We start from the raw sequence: 25,895 nt of genomic DNA, 5'->3' as shown, positions 1-25,895 counted from the left end.
TCCCTTCTATAATGTCTCTGCCATTTCAAGAGCTTTTAATACAGCTCCGGCCTTGTTCATACATTCTGTAAATTCCGAATGGGGATCAGAGTCTGCCACAATCCCCGCGCCGCTCCTGACGAAGACCTTGCCATTCTTCTTGTAAGCTATCCTGATGGCGATACAGGTATCCATGTTGCCGGTAAAATCTATATAACCTATGGCACCACCGTATACGCCTCTCTTATTATTCTCAAGCTCGCCTATGAGCTGACATGCTCTGATCTTTGGAGCACCGGAGAGTGTACCGGCAGGGAGCACTGCCTCTATGGCATCCAGTGCATCCTTGTCATCTCTGATCACTCCCCTTACTGTGGAGCCTATATGCATTACATGGGAGTATCTCACCACGCTCCTTAGCTCTTCCACTTCCACACTGCCAAAGCGGCTGATCTTGCCCAGGTCATTTCGTCCCAGGTCCACCAGCATATTGTGCTCCGCAAGCTCTTTTTCATCCGCAAGTAGCTCCTGCTCCAGGGACAGGTCCTCATCCTCTGTCGATCCTCTCCTCCTGGTACCTGCCAGGGGGAAGGTGTGGAGTACGTCCCCTTCCAGCTTCACAAGCGTCTCGGGAGAAGCGCCCGCTATCTCCACATCTGTGCCGCTGAAATAGAACATATAGGGCGAAGGATTGATAGTCCTGAGCATCCTGTAAGTATTAAAGAGGCTCCCCTCAAAGGGTGCTGACAGTCTGTTGGAAAGTACTATCTGGAAGATATCCCCCTCCCTTATGTGACCCTTGGCCTCTTCTACCATCTCGCAATAGCTCTTCTCATCAAAAAGAGGTGTCACAGGACCTGTCAGTCTCCCAGGCTTGTCCTCTGCCCTTACTCCGTGCTGCAACAGGTCTGCAAGCTGCCTCAGCTCCAGCACTGCCCTGTTGTACTCCTGCTCATAATCATCCAGGCGGATATTCACCATGAGGATGATCTTCTGCTTCACAGAGTCAAAGGCTATCACCTTGTCAAAGAGCATCAGGTCCACATCCTTGAAGTCCTCGCTATCTTCCACATCACACCTGATGGTGGGCTCTGAGTAGGTCACATAGTCGTAGGAAAAATATCCCACCAGGCCACCTGTAAATGTGGGCAGATAGCTAAAACTGGGACTCTTGTATTCAGACAGGATCTGCCTGAGGTATGCAGAAGGATCATCTGTTTCAAATGTGAGGTTACCGGCCTTCATATGTCCGTCCCTGCAGGTAATCTCCATCTTGGGGTCATAACCCATAAAGGTGTATCTGCCCCATTTCTCATTGGCTGCTGCCGACTCCAGCATGTAGCAGTGGCTGGACACATTCTTAAGTATCCTCATGGTCTCAATGGGGGTAATGCAGTCTGATAGGATCTCGCAGCTGACAGGGAGTACGTTGTACTGACCCAGGTCTGCGTAACGCTTTATCTCCTCTTTCTCAGGTCTGATGATCATGGATGTCCTCCTTTTTCCTAATTTTACCTAGGGTCGTGAATCAGCAATTCTCTGCATGCAAGCATGCAGAATTGCTGATTACGACGCCTATATCAATAAAAAAACGTCCTTGGCAGATACGTGTAGTATCTGTCAAGGACGAATAATATTTTATCCGCGGTGCCACCTTGATTTCACGCCATGACGCGTGCTCTTAGCAGGATACCTGCATATCCCCGGCATTTATACGTCTGCCTGCAACGTCGCAGAATACTCTGTGGATAGCCACATTTGACTGCGCCCTCAGCGGTCCATTTGACAAGTAGTATCATACCCGATTCTCAGCACCACGGGTTCTCTGTAAAGGCTTTCCTGCCGTTATCTCCGCTTCAACGGTTTAAAGGATTAAATTAAAACTATAATAACAATCCTGGTTTCCCTTGTCAATAGATATTTTTATCCGATATTTAGATTGGACAGCTTGTAGCTATTATTCAAGCATAATCTAATAGTTATGTGATAACATGTGTGTAATCGCTTGCTTAGGAGTATCCGATCATGATAATGAACCTTAAACGTACCAAGATTGTAGCCATCGCCATGGCGATATGCTTTCTGTTAATACATATATTTTTTCTGATAACCTTCAAACAATCCGGCATATATCCAATGGTATGCTTCAATTATTTCAGCATCCCATTTTATATAGTCATATGCTTTGTAGCTTATACCGGTTACCTGCAGCTATATACCTGCCTGGTCTACGTGGAGGTAGTCTTACACGCCTGTCTGGCAGTAATATGTACGGGCTGGGGAAGCGGCTTTCAGACCATCATAATAGGCATCAACATCCTGGCCTTCTACAGTGAATACCTGGGTCGTATGCTCAGGCTCAGATATGCAAGGATGCTGCCCTTTGGCATATTTGGAATGTTTTTGTATCTGTTCTCCTATGTTTATGTTTATTACAATCCGCCAAAATACTCTATTCCTCCTGAGTATGAATTTTGGATGAATATCATACTGGGGGCTATTGTATTTGCGATCACCCTTTTTATGCTGGAGTTCTTTGTACTGATCGTATATAAATCCAATGACAAGCTGGAGCATCAGATGTCCCATGATAAGCTAACTGAGCTCCCAAACCGCTACTACATGTCATCTTATTTAAATCAGATCCGGGAGCGAGGACAGCTAGGGGACTACTGGATCGCCATTGCTGATATAGACAATTTCAAGAGGATCAATGACAGCTACGGACACAACTGCGGGGATTATGTGTTAAAGACTGTGGCCAATATTTTGGCCGGGGATAAGAAAGTACTATGCTGCAGATGGGGCGGCGAGGAATTCATCTTCATCAGTAAGATCGAAGGCTCAGGAGAAAATGCAAGGCAATACCTGGACAGCTTAAGGAGAGCCGTAGAAAGCTATCTTTTTGTATACAGGGATGTATGCCGACATGATCAGAAGTGCACGGATGCACTTCTATGTCGTGAATATAACAATACCAGCTTCAAGGTGACCGTGACCATTGGTATGTCACTATTTGAGCAGGGCATGGATATAGATTCCTGGATCAGTTCTGCAGATGCCAAACTATATAAGGGCAAGCAAAGCGGCAAGAACCAGGTGGTCATGAACTAAGTAAACTGAATATGTTTAGAAAAAGGTCATAAGAGCAAATCGCTCTTATGACCTTTTACAAAAACCGCTTATCTTACAAATCTAAACCAGTTGAAGTTGTAGAGGTATCCCTCTCCTTCAAATACCAGGTATACCGTGTGCACTCCAGTAGCCTCTGCAGTCAGCTCGCAGGAGAAATCCTGCCAGTTGCCCCAGCCGCCTGTAGGAGGAACAGAGCATACTCCGATGAGCTGCTCATCTGCGATCTCATCCAGGTATATCTTGATATCTCCACCATTTCCATCAGATGCTGCTCTGAACTGTGCAGACAGTGCCGACTCATCACCAAAGTCTACAGCTGTATACTTTGCAAAGCCGTAAGTATTGATACCTGCAAGGTGGATGCCGCCGCCTTCGTCGCCGCAGGCTTCCAGTCCTACTCCGCCGCTCTCTGCAAAGCTCTCAGCCTCGATTTTGTTATAAGCGTCTACTGTTTTCTCTTCTTCCTCTTCCTGACCGCCTTCGTTTTCTCCTGTGGAGAACTCAAACCAGTCTATGTTGAAGAGATAATCATCACCTCTGAATACCAGATAGATGTTATGAAGACCTGTCAGCTCACCTGTAAGTTCGCAGCCAAATTCTCTGTATGCCGCCCAGTCGCCTGTAAGTGTAACTGTGCATGTTCCAAGAAGTATGCTCTCATCTCCCTCAAGGGCATCAGCACGTACTTCTATAGTACCGCCTTCAAGAGGTGTAGCTGCTCTTACCAGGAAGCTCCTCGGACTAACATCGCCAAAATCAAGGTTCTTGTATGCAGCATATCCATACTTGTAGATTCCGTTTAATTCATGATCATTGGAACCGCAATTGCCGCCCTTTTCATCATAGGTCTCAGCTTCGATCCTCTCATAAGCAGGCATGCCCTTTGTCAGTACTCTGGAAGTGGTATTGCTGTTGTAGCTGCCTACATAATCGCCGTAGCCTGTTACGATGAGCTGAATAGTCTTCTTGACATCAGAAGGAGCTACCCTGTAGCTGCTATCACAGCTCCTAAGCTCTCCGCCTACATACCACTCATAATTTACAGTAGCGTCCTCAGGACTGATCTCTGCTGTAAGGAGGTCTCCTGCGGTAATGCTCTCAGTAGTCAGTCTGACTTCATCGATCAGGTTCTTGTCCTGTTCACAGAATTCAAACCAGTCAAGATTAAACAGTGCGCCATTACCCACAAATACAAGGCACAGATCGTGGCTGCCGGTGATAGGCTCTGTGATATCTGCCTTAAATGTGCGATACTGCATCCAGTCACCTGTTGAAGCGATTTCGCAGCTTGCAAGAAGATCACCGTCTACGCCGCCGTCTCTGATCTCTACTCTGCCGCCGTCCCATGCAGATGCTCTGATCAGTACAGCCGCCGGTCCTACGTCACCAAATTCCACATCCTCATAGAATGTGTAATAGCCGTTTGAAATACCTGCAAGCGATACACCGCCGATATCATTGCCTTCTGTTCCTACGCCGGAATGCTTCTCACTAAAGCTCTCCATCTCTATGCGATCATAAGCAGATACTGTGCCGTCATCGCCATAGTCCGGGATCTCCAGAGCTTCATCGGTAAAGGAGATATTGTCAAGCTCAAAGAGGAATCTGCCTTCTCCTCTGTATACCAGACACAGATCATGTACTCCATTTGTAGGAGCGATCTCGCAGATAAATTCCTGAGTATTGTTAAAGCTTCCTGTACCTGTAACAGTTGCTGTACCAATAAGGTCTCCATCAGGTCCGTCGAGACGGATTTCTACCTTGCCTCCTGCCATTGCAGAAGAAGCTATGAGTCTTGCTCTGATCACGTCTGCAGATCCGAAGTCAACATTCTTATAGAGTGTATAATAGCCTTCTCTGATACCGCCTACTCTGCTGCCATCCTGAGAAAGTGTGATTCCGCGGCAGTCATTAAAGTCCTCTGCCTCTAAACCGCCACGAACATCTTTTACCAGATCGCCTGCAGGCAGTACGTTCTGAAGTACTGCAACAGCAGTGGATGCTCCAAAAGCATAATAGCGCTTCTCTTCAGCCTTATCGCCCCATCTGGTCCAGATGATGCCCTCAGAGTTGCGATTGCTGTATGCTACTGCTGCATTCATGCGCAGCCATTCCATTACCAGAGGCTCATTATTTTCTACTGCATAGAGATAGAACCACCTGGTCAGGATGCCCTTAAAGCCCTGAGCATCATCCTTATCTCCGGAACCGCCTTCGTCGTTCATCACGCCGCCGTGATACTTATCATAAATGGTATAGTTCACAGTCTTACGGGCATATCCAAGATACTTGGCAGAAAGCTCAGGATCCAATTCCTCAAAATGCTTTGCAAGGAGTGTTGCAGCACCTACAAAAGTCCCCTGATTATAAGTAAAGAGCCAATCTGTCCTCTTGCCTGTGATATCTACGTTATCATAGATGCAGCCAATTTCAGGATCGTAAAGCTTATCTACTACCCAGTCAAGCATAGCCATTGCCTTGTCATAATAGCTGTCATCACCGGTTGCTTCTGCCAGCAGGCAGGCAGCAATAGCAGCGGGGCAGTTGATGCAGGCATTCTTGCACTGCTTGTCTGTCTTCCACCATACACCGCCATCCAGGTCATCACTCCAGCCGCGGCCATATACAGTCTGGAAGTTCTGCACAGCCTCATCCAGATATACCTGATCGCCTGTTGCTTCATAAGCTCTTGCGCAGGCAATGGTCATCCACATAATGTCATCATTGTAATCATTGGATGCCCAGTCTGTGCCAAAGGTAGCTGTAAATCCGCGATATACTTCATCGATCATATTGCGATATACGGAAAGTCCGGTGTGAACATAGGCATCGATTACGATCTCATATTCCTCTGCAAAATCCCAGAAGTAGCCATCTGAATATTTACCGGCGCCGTCTTTTACAGTGTAGTATTTGTTATTGAAGCTGGTAAATGCATCCCTGGCCATCTGATCAAAGTCAAGATCAGAATAAGGATTTAAAACAACGGTCTTTGGAGCGCTTTCTACCTCTCCCGAATATGAACCATAACCTGTTGCCTTGACTACGATATCTTTGCCCAAGTCTTCCATAGTAGGACGATAGGTCTGCTGGTTTCCTACTGACTTGCCATCAACATACCAGGTAAAAATTACCTTTGCTTCCTCAGGCATAGCCTGTGCCTCTAACAGCTCACCGGTCAGAGGTTCTGAGAATGATACATCTGTCACCTTATCTTCACCTTCCCTATAGAGTTCAAACCAGTTGAGATTAAAAAGCCAGCTACTGCCTCTATATACCAGATAAAGATCATGCTTGCCTGTCAGCTCCTCGGACAGTACACAGCCAAAGGAGTCATAATTGCTCCAGTCACCTGTAGATGTAACCTGGCATGTGGCAAGGAGAATACTATCTTCTCCTTCAAGAGCATCTGCACGCAGTTCAATAGTGCCGCCCTGCCCCCATGCACCTGCACGGAATACAGCAGACTTGAAAGGAACGCTGTCAAAGTCCACATCGGCGTACATGGTATAGCCATAGTTTTCAATGCCGCATAATTCCTGACCGTCATCCTCTGCACAGTCCTGAACCTTAACACCCTCTCCCTCGGTATAATCCTCCATTTCGATCCTGATCACACCGGGAAGGTCGGGATTATCAGGATTGTCCGGGTTATCAGGATTATCGGGGTCATCCGGGTTGTCCGGATTGTCAGGATTATCGGGATTGTCGGGATTATCCGGGTTGTCCGGATTATCCGGATTATCGGGATTGTCCGGGTTATCAGGATCGTCGGGAAGATCCGGATTGTCCGGTTCGTCGGGCTCATCCGGGATCACTACCGGAGGCTTGCAGCCCCCACCCGGGTTCAGCGCACCACAGCCTGTCATCGTCAGCGATGCTACGCATAACAGAGACATCCATTTTGTTAACTTTCTTTTCATGTTGATTTCCCCCAGAATTGAATAGTATTGGTTAATACCTTCTGAAAAAATAGTACCCCTAGCGAAATGATATATCATTTAATACATCATAACTATTGATATATCATTTTGTCAACAAGCAGATGTGATTTTTCACATAAGTATATTTAGAGTCACTGGGGACGTAACAAAATGCCTCATTTTTGCTAAAATGACTCATTTTCTTTCGTCCCCGGTGTCTCGTAATTGACAGCCCCGGCAAAAGAGTTTATAAAGGAAACTGGCATAAAAATACATATATTTAGGGGGAAATAATGGAAACAACTATCATTCTGCTAAACCGCGTCATCATCATGTTCCTGCTGGGGGCAGTAGGCTATATCGCTTATAAGAGAGGAAAGATCACTGATGAAGGCAGCAAAAACATTGGTAATATACTGATATTCATATCTCTGCCGTCAGTCATCATAAACGGCTTCATCACAGAGAGAACACCGGATAAGATAAAGGACCTGGCGATCAGTGCACTGCTGGCAGCAGTGATCCTTCTTATATCGATAGTAGTATCAAGACTGGTATTCAGAAAGGATGCTATTGCTTCCTTTGCAGGAGCCTTTTCCAACCCGGGCTTCTTTGGTATCCCAATCATCGCAGCGCTGATATCCTCAGCAGCATCCTTTTACGTAGCTTCATTTATAGCATTCCTGAATCTCCTTCAATGGTCATATGGCGTATCAATACTTACAGGCCAAAAGACTGGACTCAAATTAAAGAAAATAGTCACAGCACCCTTTATGATCGCTATATTCATAGGCCTTGTCATCTTCTTCTCAGGTATCACACCTCCGGAGATCATCACCAGTACCCTGGGCTTCTGCGCAGGACTCAATACCCCTCTTGCCATGTTTGCAGTAGGTGTATACCTGGCTCAGTGCAACCTGGGAAAGATGATCAAAAAGAAAGAGCTCTACCTGGTATCTGCAGTCAGGCTCGTCCTGGTGCCCCTCATCAGCCTGCTGATGCTCTCTCTTCTGCCCGGCGTCAACGACGACCTGAGATATGCACTGCTCATATGCTCAGCATGTCCTGTAGGCTCCAATATCGCTGTCTACGCTCAGCTCCATAACAAGGACTACACTTATGCAGTAGAGACAGTAACAGCTTCTACCCTGCTGTGCATCATCACCATTCCGCTCATAGTCAGACTGGCTGGAATCCTGTGGATGTAATAGCATTAAAAAAGCCCTCCCGCAGCGCCGGTAGATGTTAAATTCACTACCGTAGCTACAGGAGGGCTTTTATATTTTCATTCTATACTGCAACAATCAAAAAGCTTTTACACTCTGTTTTATACTCTTATAGTTCAAAATCCAGACAGCTTCTGATGGCTGTATAAGGTCTCACCTTGGAGTCAGCCACAGCCACGTGCTCAGGATGTGTGGCATAACGATTATCTTCCTCCCAACTCTTTGGCACGACTCAGGGCATCGTCGATATGAGGACAGAAGTTGTCCCTGCCGATCATCTGATCAAAGCCCGCCTTTGCAAAGGCCTGCATAGGCTGTTCATTTACATGAGAAAGGATGATAGTGATATTTCTCTTCCTGCAATCCTCATAGAGCTGCTCCAGGCTGTGGAGAGCTGTAGCATCAATGGCATTTACGCTTCTCATCCTGATTACCAGGAATCTGGTATCTTCTTTAAAGGTTATCTCCAGTATCTTGCCTGCTGCCGCAAAGAACATAGGGCCTGAGATCTCATATACTACAGTATAGTCAGGGATGACTCTGAGGCTGATACTGTCAGGATCATTCTCATCATCTATCTCCTTCCAGCCCTCTACCTGAGTCACTTCGCTCATCTTCTTCATGAAGAGGATAGCTGCCAGTATGATGCCCACTTCAATAGCTACTACCAGGTCAAAGACTACGGTAAGGATAAAGGTGACCATCAGAACCAGGATATCCTCTGCAGGTGATGACTTCACCAGCTTCACAAAGCCTCTCCAGCCGCTCATGTTGTATGCAACCTGGAACAGGATAGCAGCTATGCAGGGCATGGGGATGAGCTTTGCAAGGGGCATAAGGAATACTACCACAAGGAGCAGTGTCACAGAGTGGACCATTCCAGATATGGGAGTACGACCGCCGTTTTTGATATTGGCTGCTGTCCTTGCAATAGCGCCTGTAGCAGGTATACCGCCAAAGCAGGCTGAACCGATGTTGGCGATACCCTGAGCTATAAGCTCCATATTGGAACGGTGCTTGGAAGCTATCATGGAATCTGCTACCACAGCTGAGAGCAGTGACTCGATGCCTGCCAGGAGAGCTATGGTCACAGCATTGGGTATCTGGCTTCTGAGCATATCTATAGACAGGATAGAAGCATTAACAGTAAATGTGGGAAGCCCGGCCTTGATATCCGTAAAAGCTCTGCCAATGGTATTAACATCAAGATTAAAGATCTTTACCACCGCAGCTGTAACAACTACTGCTATGAGAGATCCCGGTATCTTCTTAAAGAAGATGGGCCATATGATCAGTATGGCAAGAGCAAGGGCACCTATTCCTACCGCTGCAAAATTGATAGTAGAAATATTGGCAGCAAGTGCCTGCAGCTTCTCAAGGGTCTCTATAGGCTTCTCACCGTGCAAATAGCTGATACCTGTAAAGTCCTTGATCTGACCAATGAAAAGAGTCAGCGCGATACCGGCAGTGAAGCCTGTTGTAATGGTGTAGGGTATATATTTTAACAGGTTACCGAATCGGAAAAAGCCCATGAGTATCAGGATCAGGCCCGCAATGATGGTAGCTGCCATCAGACCCTCTGTACCATCCTTGGCCACAATCCCCGCTACTATAGTCGCAAATGCAGCAGTAGGCCCAGCTATCTGCACTCTGCTGCCTCCAAAGAAGGCGACAAGAAAGCCTGCTACTATAGCAGTATATATACCTGCTTCAGGGCCCACCCCTGATGCGATAGCAAGAGCGATCGACAGAGGCAGGGCTATGATCGCCACTATGATACCTGCCACCACGTCTTTGGCAAACTGTTCCTTGCTATAGGTCTTCATTACCGAAAAAAGCTTTGGTTTTAACTTATCCATCATGACTCCTTTATTTATAATACTTCACCTTCACATAGATATAGAATTGTCCATGCTTCCTGGCAAAGACAATTCTATATCATAGATTTTTATGGAAGATAATTCTCTATTAAGTATTCAACACGGCTCCTCGTCAGTTCTGCAGCCTTGCCGTTTCTGACCATGGGTTCTGCGCTTCCCCCTTCAAAGCCGGAAGCAGCTTCCTTTGCTGCAGACTCTTTTTCACTGATCCACTTCTTCTGCTCTGCAGTGAGGCTGGCCATGGTATCCTCATCCAGACTCATGCTAAGGAATCCCCATATCTTATTAAGTAGATCATCCCAGAGCTCATACTCTTCACTGGCCAGATCGTTAAGTGACTGCTGATCCAGCAGTGAATCTCCTGCCAGGGTATCATCAATCTCTTTCTGGCGCTTCAAAGCTTCATCATAAGCAGTATGGAGGCTGTCATAGGTCACATCGCCTGACTCATAGTCCTCTTCGGATACAGCCACATTGCTCAGATCCGGATCTCCGTTGTCATTCATGGTGCAGTCTATCAGCTTCACCTTGCGGTTAGAGAATCTGTCGTACTGATTGCCTTCAAAGCTGCACTTATTAAAGGATACTTCCGCATACTCGCCCAGATTTACGAAATAGAGAAAATCGTAGCCGGAATCTACATAGTTATTCTTGAATTCACAATCATTAAAATTGATCTCATATCCGGAATAGATCTCCAGCAGGGACATGTCCTTGCTGTCCCTGAATGTACAACGATCAAAATTAGCTGTATATAAGCCGTCAAAGCTAAGAAGTCCGTAAGTACATTCATATATATCACTGTCTGTAACGGTGAGATTCTCAATGCTATTACCTTCTATACCATAGGTACCACAGCCAAAGAGATTACACTTATCAATAGTGATACCATTGGAATACTCAAATCCCACAACGCTGCCCGAGCAGTAACCGGGCTCCACATTGTGTCCAATAGTAAGACCCCTCAAGGTAACATTTGTGGCAGAAGAGAAATACATTACAGGATCATAGGCTTCATCTGTATAGATAAATACTTCAGCACCCTCTTCTGCTTCAATGCAGCAATTAGACAAGCCCTGAATAGTATAGGTCCTGTAGGTATCCTCAAGCTCATCCCTGGTCTTTAAGAATTCGCTGTTTTCCTTACTCTGATCCAGGAGTGTAAAGTCGTAGGTACCGGCTTTTAATATGATCTTGGTATTATTATCAAGACTATTTACCAGGTCCTCTATGGTGCTGACAGTAACGGTCTTGAAATAGCGCAGGCCCTCCCTGTCCTTTAATCTCTCAGAACCTTTTCTCAGATAGTAGTCTGTATTATAGTAGTAAAAATAGTCCTCTGTCCCCTTCTCGCCTTCTTTGTTTTCGAATACAGAAACAAGAGTATCACCATCTATGAGAGTGAATCTCCTGCTGGTATAGTCGTCATTAAAGGGATTATCAAACTCCATATACCAGTCCTTGTTATCACAAAAGTCAGCAGCAGGGGCCTGGTTCAGGAGCATCTTGGCGCCGTAGAAACGGTCATTGGTCTCGTACTCAGAGTACTTGTAATCTGCCAGGTAGTCATCCCCATCCTTGCTGATATGGATCTCTGATTCTGTTCCGTAGGGATCATCAGCCATATAGCAGCTGTCATAGGACTCCCCTTCCGTTCCATATTCGGAATGGTGCAGGGTGTATACATATTCCCATTCACCAACTGCATTGTCAGGAGAAGTATCAGATACTGCAGCTTCTGATGCAGATTCCGAGCTGTCAGATGCTGTGCCATCTGCTGCTTCCTGATCAGCGTCTGAACTGTCGGCAGACTGATCTGCAGCATCTTCTGCCTTAGAGGCTTCCTGGTCAGATGCAGCATCTTTGTTATTTGCAGCAGTGCCCGAACAGGCGGACAATGTGGATACACTTAGAGAGGCGATAAGCATGCTTGCAAGCAGTTTTCTTACTGTGGTATTTTTCATGTTCCCTCCATAATGTGTGTTATCAATTCGGAAATCGTCATTTGCTTTGCAAATGCCTTTTTTCCTCATATTTGTTAGGGTCATCAATCATCAATTCTCTGCATGCGAGCATGCAGAATTGATGATTGTGACTCAGTAAAACATTACGTGATATACGAATTGCTCCGCTGTTTCACAGCTCTCGCAATTCTACAAATATTCGGAAATCGTCATTTGCTTTGCAAATGCCTTTTTTCCTCATATTTGTTAGGGTCATCAATCATCAATTCTCTGCATGCGAGCATGCAGAATTGATGATTGTGACTCCTATATCACTTAGTATACCACTTATTCTTTTGATTTACTTTCCTGCTCTTTTTCCAGTTCCTTTTGGAAGTCGGTGATGATAGCCCTGCTGCCTGCGGTATAGCAATTGGCGCCAAGATTATCTATTACATGAGTGATACCGGGATTACCTGTGATCATGACAGCGCATACATTTCTCAGGTCCATACCGGCCACCTTGGGTGCTTCCATGACGCAGACCTCCTGTACCTTGGCATCTCTGTTGTAGGAATAGATGCCGATACCGATAGCTGTATGTCTCTCCACTTCACCATCTACATAATAGGAAGCATAGCCGTCCAGAGCTCCGTCATGGCTCCTCCACTCATTCTGGCTGGGTACATCATAGGGGAGCTCACTCTGATAGAATACTGTCAGTCCATCCTCACCGTTCCACACGGTCTGGTACTCTCTGAAATGCTCTACCATCAGTGCATAGAACTTCACTCTGTCGCCGTTTATGATGATACCGTTGGCTGCTGTATTCATATCCCAGGCTACGCCGCTGCCGTGATCTGCACGCCATACCCAGAAGTTGTCACCAAGGACATCATTACTGTTGATGATCACACAGTTATCCACAGATGTTGCCTTATTGCTCACACCGCCCACTCTAAAAAAGAGGTCGCTCAATACCACGGGATCAGCTGAATAGTCATTATCATTATGCTCACTACCTACTCTCAGGAGGGTCTCGCTCTTTTCTTCCCATGCATCAAATAGAAGTCCGGCGATCCTCACGCCGTCCACATCTCCCACTTCCATGCAGACATTGCCCTTCATAGGACGAAGAGATGCCAGACCGCTGCCCAGGATGATAGTATCCTCTCTGTCTACTACGATAGCCTCGTCCAGCTCATATATACCGGGAGTAAAGAATATATTCTTACCCGATATGAGTGCTTCATTAATGGAAGCAGCTGTATCCATCTCCGGATGAGCTATATAGAAATCACTAAGAGGCAGGCTCTTACCCTTTACACCATCCAGCCAGGATACGCCTTTGGTATCGGTCATCACATCGGGTACCATGACCTTGTACTTTCCATCTTCCAGATACAGATAGGGCTTCTCTGCTTCTACAGTCACATTGCCTGCGTCTGTATAGGCTTTGGAAGGCCATGTCTCTGTAGGAGCCTTGCCATCTGCAATACCTGCAAATACAATATTCCAGTTATCACCTGTCCACATCTTCCAGTCACAGTTTCTGGACAGCCACTGCTGCTGACTGCCGGAATCAGCGATACCGTCTATCACTGAATCTGCCAGGAAGCCGCCGCTGGCCCAGCCGTAATTGTCATGAAGTGCCAGATTGCCATTAATCTGCATCCTGCGCATAAATGTAGCCTGGGATACAGCCCACATAACATCATCATTTACTGTGAGATTGGATACACCTCTCCAGAAGTTGCAGGTAGCATTGTGATTGCCATCATCACCCAGCCACTCAGCCCTGCAGTTAAAATGGGGAAGCACAGTATCTGTAGGAAGCAGCCCCAGTCCCATTACATCCATGTAGAAGCCCATCTCCATATCTATGGCTTCATCATATTCGCCGGGCTTGAACATGACTGCAAACCTCTTGTCCTCAAACTGCGCCATCTGCTGCCTGTAGAAGAGCTGTTTAAGCTCTGTATTGACTTCCTCAGGATCATCCTGGGGAGAATATATATATGTGTTGTCTCCAAAAAGAGTATTTTCATAGGAAGCTGCAGACGACAGGTCGCTGACAGCCTTACCTCCGCATGCCCTTACCTTATAGTAGTCATACAGGTCCGTCTCCTTGCTATCGATCAGATATGAGGATTCTCCATCTGTGGTCTGACCCACTATCTCAAAATCATCAGACAGTCTGCTGCTGCCCTTATAGATCACGTAGCTGCCTGCGCCTTCTACGCTGTCCCAGGTCAGCTCCTGTCCATTATCTGTCATCTCTACTCTGACGCCGGATGGGGTATCCAGAGACACCTCCATCTTACTGATGCTCTCATCAGTGTACTTCACCTTGCCACACGCCGTCATAATCCCTGCTGTCACTATCAGGCTCATAATAGCTATGATCTCCTTTTTCATTCTTTCCTCCGGGTAATCCATATTATTTGCACTGCAACATTATTTCTTCCTTCGTATAAAGTGCCGTTACATTATAAACCATCTTGTCCATATGCTCTATTATTTAATTGCATAAAAAAATGACACTTATACCGTCATCTTAATAGAGAACAAAATAATAGCGACAAGCCATCAGACAGACTTGCCGCTCTATCTATAATTCTCTTTTAAAACAAACTTAGCTGTTCATATTCACAGCTTCTCTTTAGTTCAGGCATTGGTTCTCTTATCATATCCAGAGCAGATGAATGATCATAAAGATATTCCCTGACATTCTTTTTATCAATCATAACAGGCATCCTGTCATGAACAGGGAGCATAGATGAATTAGCTGCAGTAGTGATTATCACAAAGCTATCTCTGTTATCGCTTAGATCATAAAAGCCTGCCAGATAAATAGGTTTATCATTGATCTCTGTAAATGTATACTTCGTCTTGTCCCTATTCCATTCATAGAAAGCTGCTGCGGGAAGGATGCATCTTCTATGCTCCATACTCTGGGAAAAAGAGGCCTTTTGGGTTATTGTCTCAGCTCTTGCATTTATGATCAGCTTTTGATCAGCATTTTTGATTCCCCAAAACATCCATTCTAAAGCCAGGTCATCCTTTGAGCTGCCTTTTATAAAGGACAAGGCATCCATACCGGGGCAGATATCACCCTTGGCCGCCCTGATAAAGGCCCGGGGAAGCATCAGCTCCTTTTCTATCTCATATGATGTTTTTTCGCGATATGTAAATCTTCCGCACATCTTCTACCTGCTTTTTATCTTCAGACTTTTCAAATATGCCTTTTGCTCCGGAGTGATCCTGTAGCTCTCAACAGACTTCTGGATAGCCTTGTTGTGAGTCCAAATGTCCAGACGGCGCTCTTCTATATAGGGCACAATCTCATCATATCGCTTAGCCAGCGCCGTAGCAAAATACCACGCGATCATCATATTGATATAGTATTCATCTGATCTCAGCGCAGCTACCATCTCAGGATAGCAGGGATCATAATCATCTTCAAGGAAATGCTGCATGAGCATCCCTATGGCAAATCGCACAGTATATGTATCCTCTGACGATATCCATTCTCTGATCCTCGTCAAAAGAGCATCCTTGTGCTTTCGAAATACAGCAGGCGATAGCTGGTCACAGGTCGCCCAGTTATCCACATAGGGAAGAAATCTGTCAACTTCCATAAGGCAGATATCCATATCTTTGATCCTTGAAATGATAAATGCATGAAGCTGATTCTCATCAAAATATTGATGAGGAAGATCAGACAAGAAATCTTTTATATCATCTCTCTTTGACAGCTCTGCTGCATATTTTCTAAGGTCAGGTGTTCTGACACCTATCACTCTATCCGGATCAACAGTAGGTATCAGACCCTTTTGAAAGTCCCTGTATTTGATATCCTGCAGGCTATATAATCTGTCCAGTATCTCATCTTTTATCATGAATACTCCTATTTCAAAGTATCTGCGATATACTTCGTATACTCATGATCCGGCGTATCTTCCGTGATCTCCCAGATCAAGACTCCTGCCAGATCATATTTCTCTATCAGAGCAAACTTGCCATCGATGGCGTCGGTGCATTCATAGGATACGTACCAGCAATAATACTCGGAATCCGGATCATCATTCCAAAGATATGCGCCTCCTGCCTGCTCATTGTAGCCCCTGTGCCATCCGGCTTCTTCATCTTCTACCAGTTCTGATTCAAACTCTTTGACCTGAGGCACAGTGAGGAAATCCTTGCTGATCCCGTTTGGTACTACAATCTCTGCACCTACAGGGTTTTTAGTAGCCTCTGCAAGCTTAAAGCCGGTGCCGTAGTAGGGGATACCAATATTGAGCTTGGTCTTGTCAACTCCGTTTATAATAAAGTATGCCATAGCACCCTTGGTACCTGCTACTCCAGATGCATGACCGGGCTGCTTATCCCAGTCACCTGCCATGTCATATGTCATGATATTGACGTAGTCCAGATATTCACCTGCGCTCTTCCAATCCTGATTGGGAAGAGTCCAGCCTGTAGATGATGATGCACAGGCTGTCAGGAGCTTTTCGCCTGCTCCAAATGCATTATCCAGTCCCTCTTTCAGATCTCTAAGGAGATATGGAAAATTAAACCTGTCCTCCAAAGCTGTGCCAAATATGGGACAGCCCTGCTCGGACTCATCTTCCGGCAGTCGCTCACCATCATTACTTCCCGAAGGATACTCCCAATCTATATCTATACCTGATATCCAGTCATTATCCTTTAAGAGTTCTACGCATGCATCCACGAAGCTCTTCCTGCCCTCTTCTGTATAAGCCATCTCGCTAAAGAAGCCGCATCTGGACCAGCCGCCTATTGATATCAGAATCTTCACGTCAGGGTATTGCTCATGATATTCCTTGTAAGCCTCAAATATCTCTTCATCTGCATCCGGCAGCGTTGACCTTACAGTCCACTTAGTCCTGGCCTCCAGCCCTGCATCACGCCTATCCCATGATGACTCCGTCTCATCTCCTGCAGGTGCCACTTCCCAGAAAGCATGATTGATCATAGTCACACAATCCCAGGGTATATCCTCCACATTGCCCCCGGGCTGTCCCAGCTTCCAGTTGGGAAAATACACTATGATCTCCTTGCCATGAAGATCTGCAGTCTCATCAGCTTCGTCTTCCGGCTCTTCTGTTTCTTCTGTCTCTTCCTGATCTGGCGCAGCATCGTTGGAGACAAGATCGTCCGCAGAGTCTGTGGTATCCGCTTCTGCCTCTTCACCGGTAGCATCCAAATCTGCATCTTCAGCAGATACAGTTTCTTCCGATGTATCGCTTATCCCCTGAGCAGAGCCCTCTTCATCAATACCTGACGCTCCAGACCCGCAAGCTGTAGATAAAATGATCATTGTAGTTAGTAGCGTTATCAGCTTCTTTTTCATAAATAAAATCCTTTCGGTTGTCGTAGGCGGAAACCCACTTGCTTTAGCAGGTGGGAGGAGCCTTGTAAATTGTTAACCCACACCTTTAGTAGTATAATATTCTTATAGAGAAAACCGTTAGGCAAATGTATCTGTGAGGTTACATATCGACCAAAGGCACTCTTTTTGAACATTGGCAAGTATATATGAGGTTGCTGTCAAATGTCCTGCGACAGCGTAAAATATACTCAGGCATTACCGACTGTACGGCATGGGAAGTTTAGTACCTGATACAGTTGTATAAGAGCATATCTCTTATACAAAGGGTGTTGTCAATCACCCTGTTAATGCGACACCACGGAAGTTACACCGTATCAAAGGTAGGAGCTTTTAGCGAACTACTGGGTAGTTGCAAGCCCATCGGTCTTTAGACCGTGGGTAATTGACAATATTAGTCCCCCCATTTTTCGACATAATATGCCAAGATAACTCTACTAACATTATAGGTTTCATATACTGATAATAATATTTTCGTATTTGGTCATTTGTGATATTTTTTGGCTTTATTAAAACTCCTTATTACTTCCAACATATCATCCTCAAGTCTCTCCATTGTCTTTTGTACCATCACCACAGGTACTCCGTAAAAAGCTTCCGCCATAGCTCCGGCAATACATGTCAGCGTATCGCAGTCTCCGCCTAGAGAAACTGCAGTCCTTATCACATCTTCAAAATCATCACCTTCAAGAAAAGCTGTGATCGCTTCAGGTACAGTTTTCTGGCAGGACTCATCATGATAATAAAATGGTCTGATCTCGTCACAATTGCGGCTAAGATCATAATTAAATTCGTCAACCACATACTGCTTGATCTCTTCCTTAGTCGCCCCATTCCTGGCCATAAAGATGACTGATGCTACTGCCTCAGCTCCTTTGATCCCTTCCGGATGATTGTGAGTAACTTCAGCGGTCCATCTGGCTACTTCCCTTGTCTTTTCAGGAGATTCGTACAACCAACCTACCGGTGATACCCTCATGGCTGAGCCATTGCCGTAGCTTCCATAGGGCATTGGCCTATTACTTACAAGCCAGTGAATGAATCTTGCACCATATCCGGCGTCGAGATAACGTCTGCCCCAAGCCTGCATCTTATTTACCACCGACTCTTTTAACTCTGTCTCCTGGGCTTCAAGGCCTGCAGTCATTATTCCATCTGCGATCGCAATAGTCATAACAGTATCATCCGTAAAATGAACGCTGCTGTTCCACATCTCAAAATCCTTGCTCTTATCTCCCTGGTCAAATTCGTAGGGTGCTCCAACCATATCTCCAAGAATCGCTCCGTACATATAAATTCTCCTCTCTACTCATATTGCTGTTTATAACAGTATTTCCTGTCCACGAGATAAGAATACATAATCTAAAAGGAGAAGTGGTCGCTTGGCATGCGACTTTGAAAAAAATAATCCTGGTCAAGAAATATAAAACTGAGGCTGTTATTCAAAAACATTCACAGTACTTCCGTATCGTCTGAATTACCGAGGATAAATATGTCTCTCCGAAAAGATTCAGATGACTACTGTTCACTCTTCCCAAAAACTACAGTTATATTTTGGTCATCCTTACGGGTGGAATAAAAACGTTTTTAATATATCATAATTATTATGTTACATATTTTCCATCGGCATCTCTTAGACTTGCCGCACATATCTGTAACAATCAAAAGGAGTATGAGCTTATGGATCATAGAGACATTTTCAGCCTGGAAGGCAAGGTTGCTCTGGTAACGGGAGCTGCCTACGGCATAGGTTATGCCATAGCAAAGGCTCTGGCAGGCGCCGGGGCCAGTATCGCATTTAACTGCAGGAGCAGTGAGCATCTAAGGGAAGCGCTCGCGGCATATGAGGCCGATGGCATATCTGCCAAAGGATATATATGCGATGTGACCAGTGAAGAGCAGGTAGCAGGCATGATAGCTGATATCAAGACAGAGCTGGGCAGCATAGATATACTGGTCAACAATGCAGGCATTATAAAGCGCATCCCCATGACAGAGATGAGCGCCGCAGATTTTCGCCAGGTAGTAGACATAGATCTGACGGCTACCTTTATAGTATCCAAAGCGGTGATCCCCAACATGATAGAAAAGGGCCATGGCAAGATCATCAATATCTGTTCCATGATGAGCGAGCTGGGCAGAGAGACTGTATCAGCCTATGCTGCTGCCAAGGGCGGTCTGAAGATGCTGACCAAAAACATAGCTTCGGAATATGGCAAATACAATATCCAGTGCAACGGCATAGGTCCCGGATATATAGCAACTCCTCAGACAGCTCCCCTTAGAGAGACACAGCCTGATGGGAGTCGCCATCCCTTTGACAGCTTCATCATATCCAAGACGCCTGCAGAGCGCTGGGGCACTCCCGAGGATCTGATGGGACCAGCTGTATTCCTGGCATCAGAGGCATCTGATTTTGTAAATGGACACATCTTATATGTAGACGGCGGGATACTCTCCTATATAGGAAGACAGCCATAACACGCCTCACTTTTAAGTCAGATAGAAATATCGCAGCTTTTAAAATCACTAAATATCTACGGAGGAAGATAATGAAAATAGCACTTATAAATGAAAACAGTCAGGCAGCCAAAAATACTATCATTGAAGCTGCCCTTCGTAAAGTCGTAGAACCCATGGGACATACAGTAGTCAACTACGGTATGTACTCAGCAGAGGATGATGAGCAGCTGACCTATGTGCAGGTGGGTATACTAGCAGCAGTGCTCCTTAATTCCGGCGCTTGTGATTATGTGATCACAGGCTGCGGTACAGGTGAAGGCGCCATGCTGGCCTGCAACTCCTTTCCTGGAGTGATATGCGGACATGTAGAGGATCCCCTTGATGCCTATACCTTTGCCCAGATCAATGACGGCAATGCCATAGCCATTCCCTTTGCCAAAGGCTTTGGCTGGGGAGGGGACCTAAATCTGGAATATATATTTGAGAAGCTCTTCCTCGAAGAAAGCGGCCAGGGTTACCCAAGAGAGCGAGCAGTTCCCGAAAAGAGAAACAAGAAGATATTAGATGAACTAAAAAAGGTAACTTACCGGGACATCTGCAGCATCCTGAAGGAAGCAGACAGAGAGCTGGTAAAGGGAGCACTGAGCGGTAAGCATTTTGAAGAGCTCTTCTATGCTGACTGCAAGGATAGCGAGATCCTGGAGCTTGTAAAAGAGCTTCGCCAAGAAGTATAAGGGAATCTATTTATGGAAGAGAGATTATTGAGGGACATAAACGAAGAGACAAACTGGGCACTGGAAACAGCACAGAGAATATATGAAAAAGAAAAGGTCGTAGCTGTTCGCAACAGATCAAAGATCCCCTATACTGCCAAAGAAGGCGTATGGGATGATCATACAACTGATATCAACTGGTGGACCAACGGTTTCTGGGCAGGACAGCTCTGGTTACTATACAACGCCTTTGGCGATGAAAGCTTTAAGAAGATTGCCTGCGATATAGAAGACAAGCTGGACGCAGTCCTTATGGACTACATGGGAATGGATCATGACAGCGGCTTTAAGTGGCTGCTCACTTCTGTTGCTGATTTCAAAATGACAGGCAGCGCCAGGTCCAAAAACAGAGCTCTCCTTGCAGCATCAGATCTGGCAGGACGCCTCAATCCTGCAGGAGGCTTTATCAGAGCATGGGATGATGACGGAAGCGGAGAAAGGGCAGGATGGGCTATCATAGACTGTATGATGAATCTGCCACTACTCTACTGGGCAGGCGAAGTGACTAATGATCCCAGATTCGCCCAGATCGCTATCATACATGCAGATACTGCCAGCAGGGTATTTATCAGAGAGGACGGCTCAGTAGCACATATCGCCGTATTCGACCCTGCAAGCGGAGAATTCAAAGGGACTCTGGGAGGCCAGGGAATGGCTGAAGGCTCCTCCTGGACCAGAGGTCAGTCCTGGGCTCTGTACGGATTTAGCCTTAGCTACCGTCACAGCGGTAAAAAGGAATATCTTGAAACTGCTATAAAGGTTGCAGACCATATCATATCTCAGATAAACGATGACTATATCATCCCTGTGGACTTCTGTCAGGATGCGTCCTGCGAATACGAGGACTCCACAGCTGCTGCCATTATCGCCTGCGGACTCCTGGAGCTGGAGCAATATGCCGCAGGAAACAAAGCTGCCATCTATCACGAAACAGCTATATGCCTCCTGCATACCCTGGCAGACAAGCGCTGCAATTGGTCTCCGGAAGATGATGAGCTTTTGGAGAACTGCTCTGCTGCCTACCACGACAAAGAGCACAACTTCCCAATAATCTATGGCGATTACTATTTTACCGAAGCTGTGCTCATGCTCTGTAATAAAGATCTATTCCTTTGGTAAATAATTTGCTATGGCCGTCTTAGAAGCCCAGCTCTTCGCCTACCAATATCACAGATATCCTTCCTTCGTGCCTGGAGAATCTGGTTATCAGGAACTGACAGCAGATAGTATCAGGAGATTTGCAGTTCATGCAGGTACCGGTCTTGGAGCAGGGTGTAGACAGGCCAAATCTCTGGGCGTTAATGGGAGCAGCCACATTTCTGGCTCTCTTCATTGCGCCGTCCACATCATCGCAGATCTTATTCATTCCCACGATGAAGAGTACATGTTTGGGGCCCTGTGCAATTGCAGATACCCTGTTGGAGTTACCGTCTATATTGACAATGACACCATCCTGAGTCATGGCATTGGCACTTGAGAGAAAATAGTCCGCATCATATGCCATGAGCATTGCTGCCCTCTTATCCTCACATTCGTCTCTGTCTATGAACTTATAATCACCATTTTTAAGTGCTTCCACCAGTCCTATCTCATGTACGCTCATACCGCCGCCCATGGTCACACTGCTGCCTGCAGGAATCAGCTCCAGTGCTTTTTTCAGCGCCTCTTCTTTATTTTCCGCATAGTAGCCCTTCATGTTCCTGGATTCCAGGCCTTTGATAACAGTAGTTGCCAGCAGCTTGTTTCTCTTAATGATATTCTCGTTCATAGAAATCTCCTTCATATATTGAAATAATTGATACTTTAGCTTTTTTTCATTTTCTCTCTAAAAGGATCCCGGGTTACCAGAAATCTGGTGACAGCGCCAAATACGATCTTGCATACAGCTGCTATCATCAGGGATATCACTGCCATAGAAACAAATGACATCAGATTGGCAGGGACTCTCCCCATTAATTCTTCATCCCATTTTATCAGCTTCTTGGGTACTCTGTGAGATAGATATACATAGTAGGAGCAGGATGCTATATAGGCTACAGCACTGCGAATCCATATGGGCATTCTCCAGGCAGGTGCATTTCTCAGGATCATATACAGTCCTACTATATAGATAGTATATATAGGTGCCAGATCATGGGCATTGCTTGCAAGGTGCGCCCCGCCATAATAAGCCAGCAAAATATTCACTATCAGAGCCAGAGGAGTCGCTACAAGCCATAGCTTAGAGGATATACTGTCCCCTATCCTACTCTCGCAATAGCCCAGGATGTAATAAAATGGCCAGCCATAGAAGATAAACTGGGAATAGCCAAAACCATAGCCTGTGCCCTTTCCCAGGTATACTACAAGCACTGCCCATATCATGCAGATCATGACCAGGAGCCTCAACTCCATGTCAGATAGTGCCTGAAGCATACGGCCCAGAAAGGGAGCTACCAGCGTCAGGCCTACCAGATAAAATACAAACCATAGATACCCGCCCGACAGATCCTTGAGTATACCTCTAAAAGAAGCCTTTATCCACATGATATAGTCAAATGGCCCATCATCCAGGATGAAATCCACATAATATGACACAAAGGAAAATACAAAAAATGCAGGAAGGAGGGACGCAAACCTCCTCCAATAAAAAGACAATATATCCTTTGGTCCATCCAGCTTTTTGCTCAGGGCAAATCTGCCGCTTAGCATAAAGAAGAGACCGTTGCATGCAAACAAAATGGAATGCATCACCTCTGCGCCAAGGCTCTCTTCAGGGAATAAAGTGGGAGATGAGTGTACTCCCAGTACAAAAAACATTGCAACACACCTTATCAGATCATACTGCTCATAACGCTCATTCCCCTTCATCTTTACCCCCAGCAATTATTATTTAAATTGTATCCGAAATATCCACTTTGGATTTAGCTTTGACTTTAGCTTTTAGGCATCCCAGCCGGTTCTCTTATTATGCTTCTTATAGGCCTTGGCCCATTTTGATATTTCTTTTTTCTTAGCATAATTATAACTGTTTTCGCTGCCCAGATTCTTATAAAGCCTGAATCTTTCCTCGGATAGTTCACCATTTTCTATGGCAGCCTTGATAGCACAGCCGGGCTCGGTCTCATGCCTGCAGTTGCTAAACCTGCATCTGCTCTCCAATTCTATGATATCAGCAAAGGTATTGTCTATACCCTCTTCCATCCCTGCCATCCCCAGTTCTCTCATGCCGGGGGTGTCTATGATAGATACGCCGTTATCCAGCTCTATCAGCTGTCTGTGAGTGGTAGTATGCCTGCCCTTGGAATCATCCTCCCTGATAGCAGACGTCTTCATGATATCCTCTCCGCACAGGGCGTTGATCAGAGTAGACTTGCCTGCGCCGGAAGATCCCATGAGGCATATGGTGTTGCCGGGCGTCATATATGCCTGCAGCTCATCCATACCGGTCCCATATATAGCTGAAATGGCATGTACCTTTGCCTTATCAGATATGCTCTCTGCCTCCATGATATAAGTCCACACGTCGTCGCAAAGGTCAGACTTGGTCAGGATGATCACAGGTATGCTGCCTCCTGATATCACGGCGCTGACATACCTGGCTATCCTGTTGTAGCTGTAATCATCATTAAGTGATGTCACTATAAATACATAGTCCACATTGGCAGCCATGTATTGCATCACTCCGGTCTTTGACTGATCAGGCCTAAGGAGCAGGCCTTTCCTCTCACATACAGATAGTATCAGGGATTCACCTCTCCTATTATATCTGAATGTCACATAATCTCCCACTACAGGAAGGTCGCCGGCGTCGCAGTCATAGAAGCATCCTTTGAGCCTGGCAGGAATATCCTCCTCCCAAAAGCGTATGAGATAGCTCCCCTTCCTGACCTCTGATATCCTGCCCAGCTTCTCTTCATGGAGCCACTGGCATGAGAGCTTAAGAGGCCTGTAATAGGGAAAAGAAGCAGTAAACTCCCTCACCTTCTCCTCATCCTCACACTCTTCAAATACAGGTGCCTCATAAAAATATCCCTGTATATCTTCAAAGCCATCATTAAGGGGATATGCCATAAAGGCAGGTGACTGGCCAAAGCCCGGATGGATGATCCCGTAATGATCACAGGTCTTAAAGCCGTGCCTGGGATAATAATCCGGCTCTCCGCAGATGACTATCCCCTTGTAGCCCTCATCTCTTGCAAGGCCCAAAGTCTCCTCAAGGAGCATGGAGCCTATACCCATGGCAAAGCATGTAGGCTCCACCGCCAATGGTCCAAAGGTCAGGACTTCATGCTCACTCTCACCTACCACTCTGGCTCTGGAGTAGAATATAGCTCCCACTATCCTGCCATCCAATTCTGCCACCCTGCTAAGATGCGGCAGATAGTCCTCTGAATCCCTGAGCCTGTGCACCAGATAATGCTCATTACAGCCAGGCCCATGGATATTCCAAAAGGCTCGCAGGGTCATGAGTTCAGTATTGTAATAGTCGTCTTTGGTTTCCGGTCTGATGATAATATTGTTATTCAATGTCTTATTCTCCATTCTTGCTGTGATGATGGAGACCCGGTCTTGTGAAAAAATAGAAAAAACCGTGACAATACAGCCACGGTTGAAATAACATGTCAAAAAGTGCATGGATGCACTTCTATGTCATAGGGAATTAATAATCGCAAACCGAGGTCGCCATCTTATATGCAGTTACGTTATGAAATTTCATCGCAAACATTAAGACTACCTCGCTTTCTTTTAGATTTTTACTACTTCTTCAGTCTATCTGACAAATATATACTTGTCAATTGTATTTGACTATTTATTCAAACTTTATTTTGATTCTTGTTACTGTTCAGACCCTAACTTGACATTCTAACCTAACGATAAAAATACATATGAAAATTTGAGAAAACCCAGAAAAAATCTAACTTTTTTGGGTTTTTCTATTGCATTTTACATCGTTATGATATATAATATAAACGTAACGATGTTACAGAAAGGAGCACCCCCATGGGAATAATAAAACAACTTGATAAACGAACAGGAATAACCTATGTCTACGAATCCAAGGCATACTGGGACAAAGAAAAACAGCAGAGCCGGGCCAAGCGTACTCTTATCGGAAAGATAGATCCTGAGACGGGTGAGATGATTCCGACAGATGGGAGACACAGAAAAACTGAAGCT

The 25,895-nt window shown here is 45.6% G+C and carries 17 protein-coding genes; 5 read left to right on the top strand and 12 right to left on the bottom strand.

What is annotated here, in order from left to right:
- Positions 1 to 6: 6 nt before the first annotated feature.
- The gene (locus G636_RS0109440; RefSeq protein ID WP_026507851.1) at positions 7 to 1,467 is read right to left on the bottom strand and encodes an anthranilate synthase component I family protein; all 1,461 of its coding nucleotides are present in this window, start codon (positions 1,465 to 1,467) and stop codon (positions 7 to 9) included.
- 744 nt (positions 1,468 to 2,211) lie between these two features.
- On the opposite strand from G636_RS0109440, the gene G636_RS0109435 reads away from it, so the two are divergent.
- Positions 2,212 to 3,093 (top strand): GGDEF domain-containing protein, encoded by an 882-nt coding sequence (locus tag G636_RS0109435; protein WP_196803075.1) that lies wholly within the window; start codon positions 2,212 to 2,214, stop codon positions 3,091 to 3,093.
- A 68-nt stretch (positions 3,094 to 3,161) separates the two neighbouring features.
- Here the strand turns inward: G636_RS0109435 and G636_RS19560 are convergent, their stop codons facing one another.
- A complete protein-coding gene (locus G636_RS19560; protein WP_051226821.1) occupies positions 3,162 to 7,037 on the bottom strand; it encodes a carbohydrate-binding protein in 3,876 nt (1,291 codons plus the stop codon).
- 293 nt (positions 7,038 to 7,330) lie between these two features.
- On the opposite strand from G636_RS19560, the gene G636_RS0109425 reads away from it, so the two are divergent.
- On the top strand, positions 7,331 to 8,245 hold the full coding sequence (locus G636_RS0109425; protein WP_026507849.1) for an AEC family transporter: 915 nt from the start codon (positions 7,331 to 7,333) through the stop codon (positions 8,243 to 8,245).
- Between the two features lie 221 nt (positions 8,246 to 8,466).
- On the opposite strand, the gene G636_RS0109420 is transcribed toward G636_RS0109425, so the two are convergent.
- From G636_RS0109420 to G636_RS0109390, 7 genes are all read right to left on the bottom strand, one after another.
- Positions 8,467 to 10,122, bottom strand: coding sequence for a SulP family inorganic anion transporter (locus tag G636_RS0109420; protein WP_026507848.1), 1,656 nt, complete (start codon positions 10,120 to 10,122; stop codon positions 8,467 to 8,469).
- Between the two features lie 89 nt (positions 10,123 to 10,211).
- On the bottom strand, positions 10,212 to 12,107 hold the full coding sequence (locus tag G636_RS0109415; RefSeq protein WP_026507847.1) for a lysozyme inhibitor LprI family protein: 1,896 nt from the start codon (positions 12,105 to 12,107) through the stop codon (positions 10,212 to 10,214).
- Positions 12,108 to 12,434: 327 nt separating this feature from the next.
- Positions 12,435 to 14,504: a hypothetical protein gene (locus tag G636_RS18025; protein ID WP_051226819.1), complete on the bottom strand. Its 2,070-nt coding sequence runs from the start codon at positions 14,502 to 14,504 to the stop codon at positions 12,435 to 12,437.
- A gap of 206 nt (positions 14,505 to 14,710) precedes the next feature.
- Positions 14,711 to 15,292, bottom strand: a complete 582-nt coding sequence (locus tag G636_RS0109405; protein ID WP_026507846.1) for an SOS response-associated peptidase — start codon at positions 15,290 to 15,292, stop codon at positions 14,711 to 14,713.
- A 3-nt stretch (positions 15,293 to 15,295) separates the two neighbouring features.
- The gene (locus G636_RS0109400) at positions 15,296 to 15,988 is read right to left on the bottom strand and encodes a DNA alkylation repair protein (RefSeq protein WP_026507845.1); all 693 of its coding nucleotides are present in this window, start codon (positions 15,986 to 15,988) and stop codon (positions 15,296 to 15,298) included.
- A gap of 8 nt (positions 15,989 to 15,996) precedes the next feature.
- On the bottom strand, positions 15,997 to 17,463 hold the full coding sequence (locus G636_RS0109395; RefSeq protein ID WP_026507844.1) for a glycoside hydrolase family 18 protein: 1,467 nt from the start codon (positions 17,461 to 17,463) through the stop codon (positions 15,997 to 15,999).
- A gap of 520 nt (positions 17,464 to 17,983) precedes the next feature.
- Entirely contained in the window at positions 17,984 to 18,790 is an 807-nt protein-coding gene (locus G636_RS0109390; RefSeq protein ID WP_026507843.1) for an ADP-ribosylglycohydrolase family protein, read from the bottom strand.
- A 389-nt stretch (positions 18,791 to 19,179) separates the two neighbouring features.
- Here G636_RS0109390 and G636_RS0109385 point away from each other — a divergent pair, with 389 nt between their 5' ends.
- From G636_RS0109385 to G636_RS0109375, 3 genes are all read left to right on the top strand, one after another.
- Positions 19,180 to 19,980: a gluconate 5-dehydrogenase gene (locus G636_RS0109385; RefSeq protein ID WP_026507842.1), complete on the top strand. Its 801-nt coding sequence runs from the start codon at positions 19,180 to 19,182 to the stop codon at positions 19,978 to 19,980.
- A 71-nt stretch (positions 19,981 to 20,051) separates the two neighbouring features.
- Entirely contained in the window at positions 20,052 to 20,696 is a 645-nt protein-coding gene (locus G636_RS0109380; protein ID WP_026507841.1) for an RpiB/LacA/LacB family sugar-phosphate isomerase, read from the top strand.
- A gap of 12 nt (positions 20,697 to 20,708) precedes the next feature.
- Positions 20,709 to 21,854, top strand: a complete 1,146-nt coding sequence (locus tag G636_RS0109375; protein ID WP_026507840.1) for a glycoside hydrolase family 88 protein — start codon at positions 20,709 to 20,711, stop codon at positions 21,852 to 21,854.
- A 19-nt stretch (positions 21,855 to 21,873) separates the two neighbouring features.
- On the opposite strand, the gene G636_RS0109370 is transcribed toward G636_RS0109375, so the two are convergent.
- The 3 genes from G636_RS0109370 to rsgA form a co-directional block, all read right to left on the bottom strand.
- Positions 21,874 to 22,503, bottom strand: coding sequence for a lactate utilization protein (locus G636_RS0109370; protein ID WP_026507839.1), 630 nt, complete (start codon positions 22,501 to 22,503; stop codon positions 21,874 to 21,876).
- 35 nt (positions 22,504 to 22,538) lie between these two features.
- Positions 22,539 to 23,585: an acyltransferase gene (locus G636_RS0109365; RefSeq protein ID WP_026507838.1), complete on the bottom strand. Its 1,047-nt coding sequence runs from the start codon at positions 23,583 to 23,585 to the stop codon at positions 22,539 to 22,541.
- 72 nt (positions 23,586 to 23,657) lie between these two features.
- Complete coding sequence (rsgA, locus tag G636_RS19555) at positions 23,658 to 25,259, bottom strand: ribosome small subunit-dependent GTPase A (protein ID WP_196803072.1); 1,602 nt, start codon at positions 25,257 to 25,259, stop codon at positions 23,658 to 23,660.
- Positions 25,260 to 25,895 lie beyond the last annotated feature (636 nt).

Origin of the sequence: Butyrivibrio sp. MC2013, assembly GCF_000424585.1 — a bacterium.
In the GTDB taxonomy this organism is placed as follows: Bacteria; Bacillota; Clostridia; order Lachnospirales; family Lachnospiraceae; genus Butyrivibrio.
Note: the sequence above shows the minus strand (reverse complement) of the source record. Positions and strands in the feature narration are given on the sequence as shown.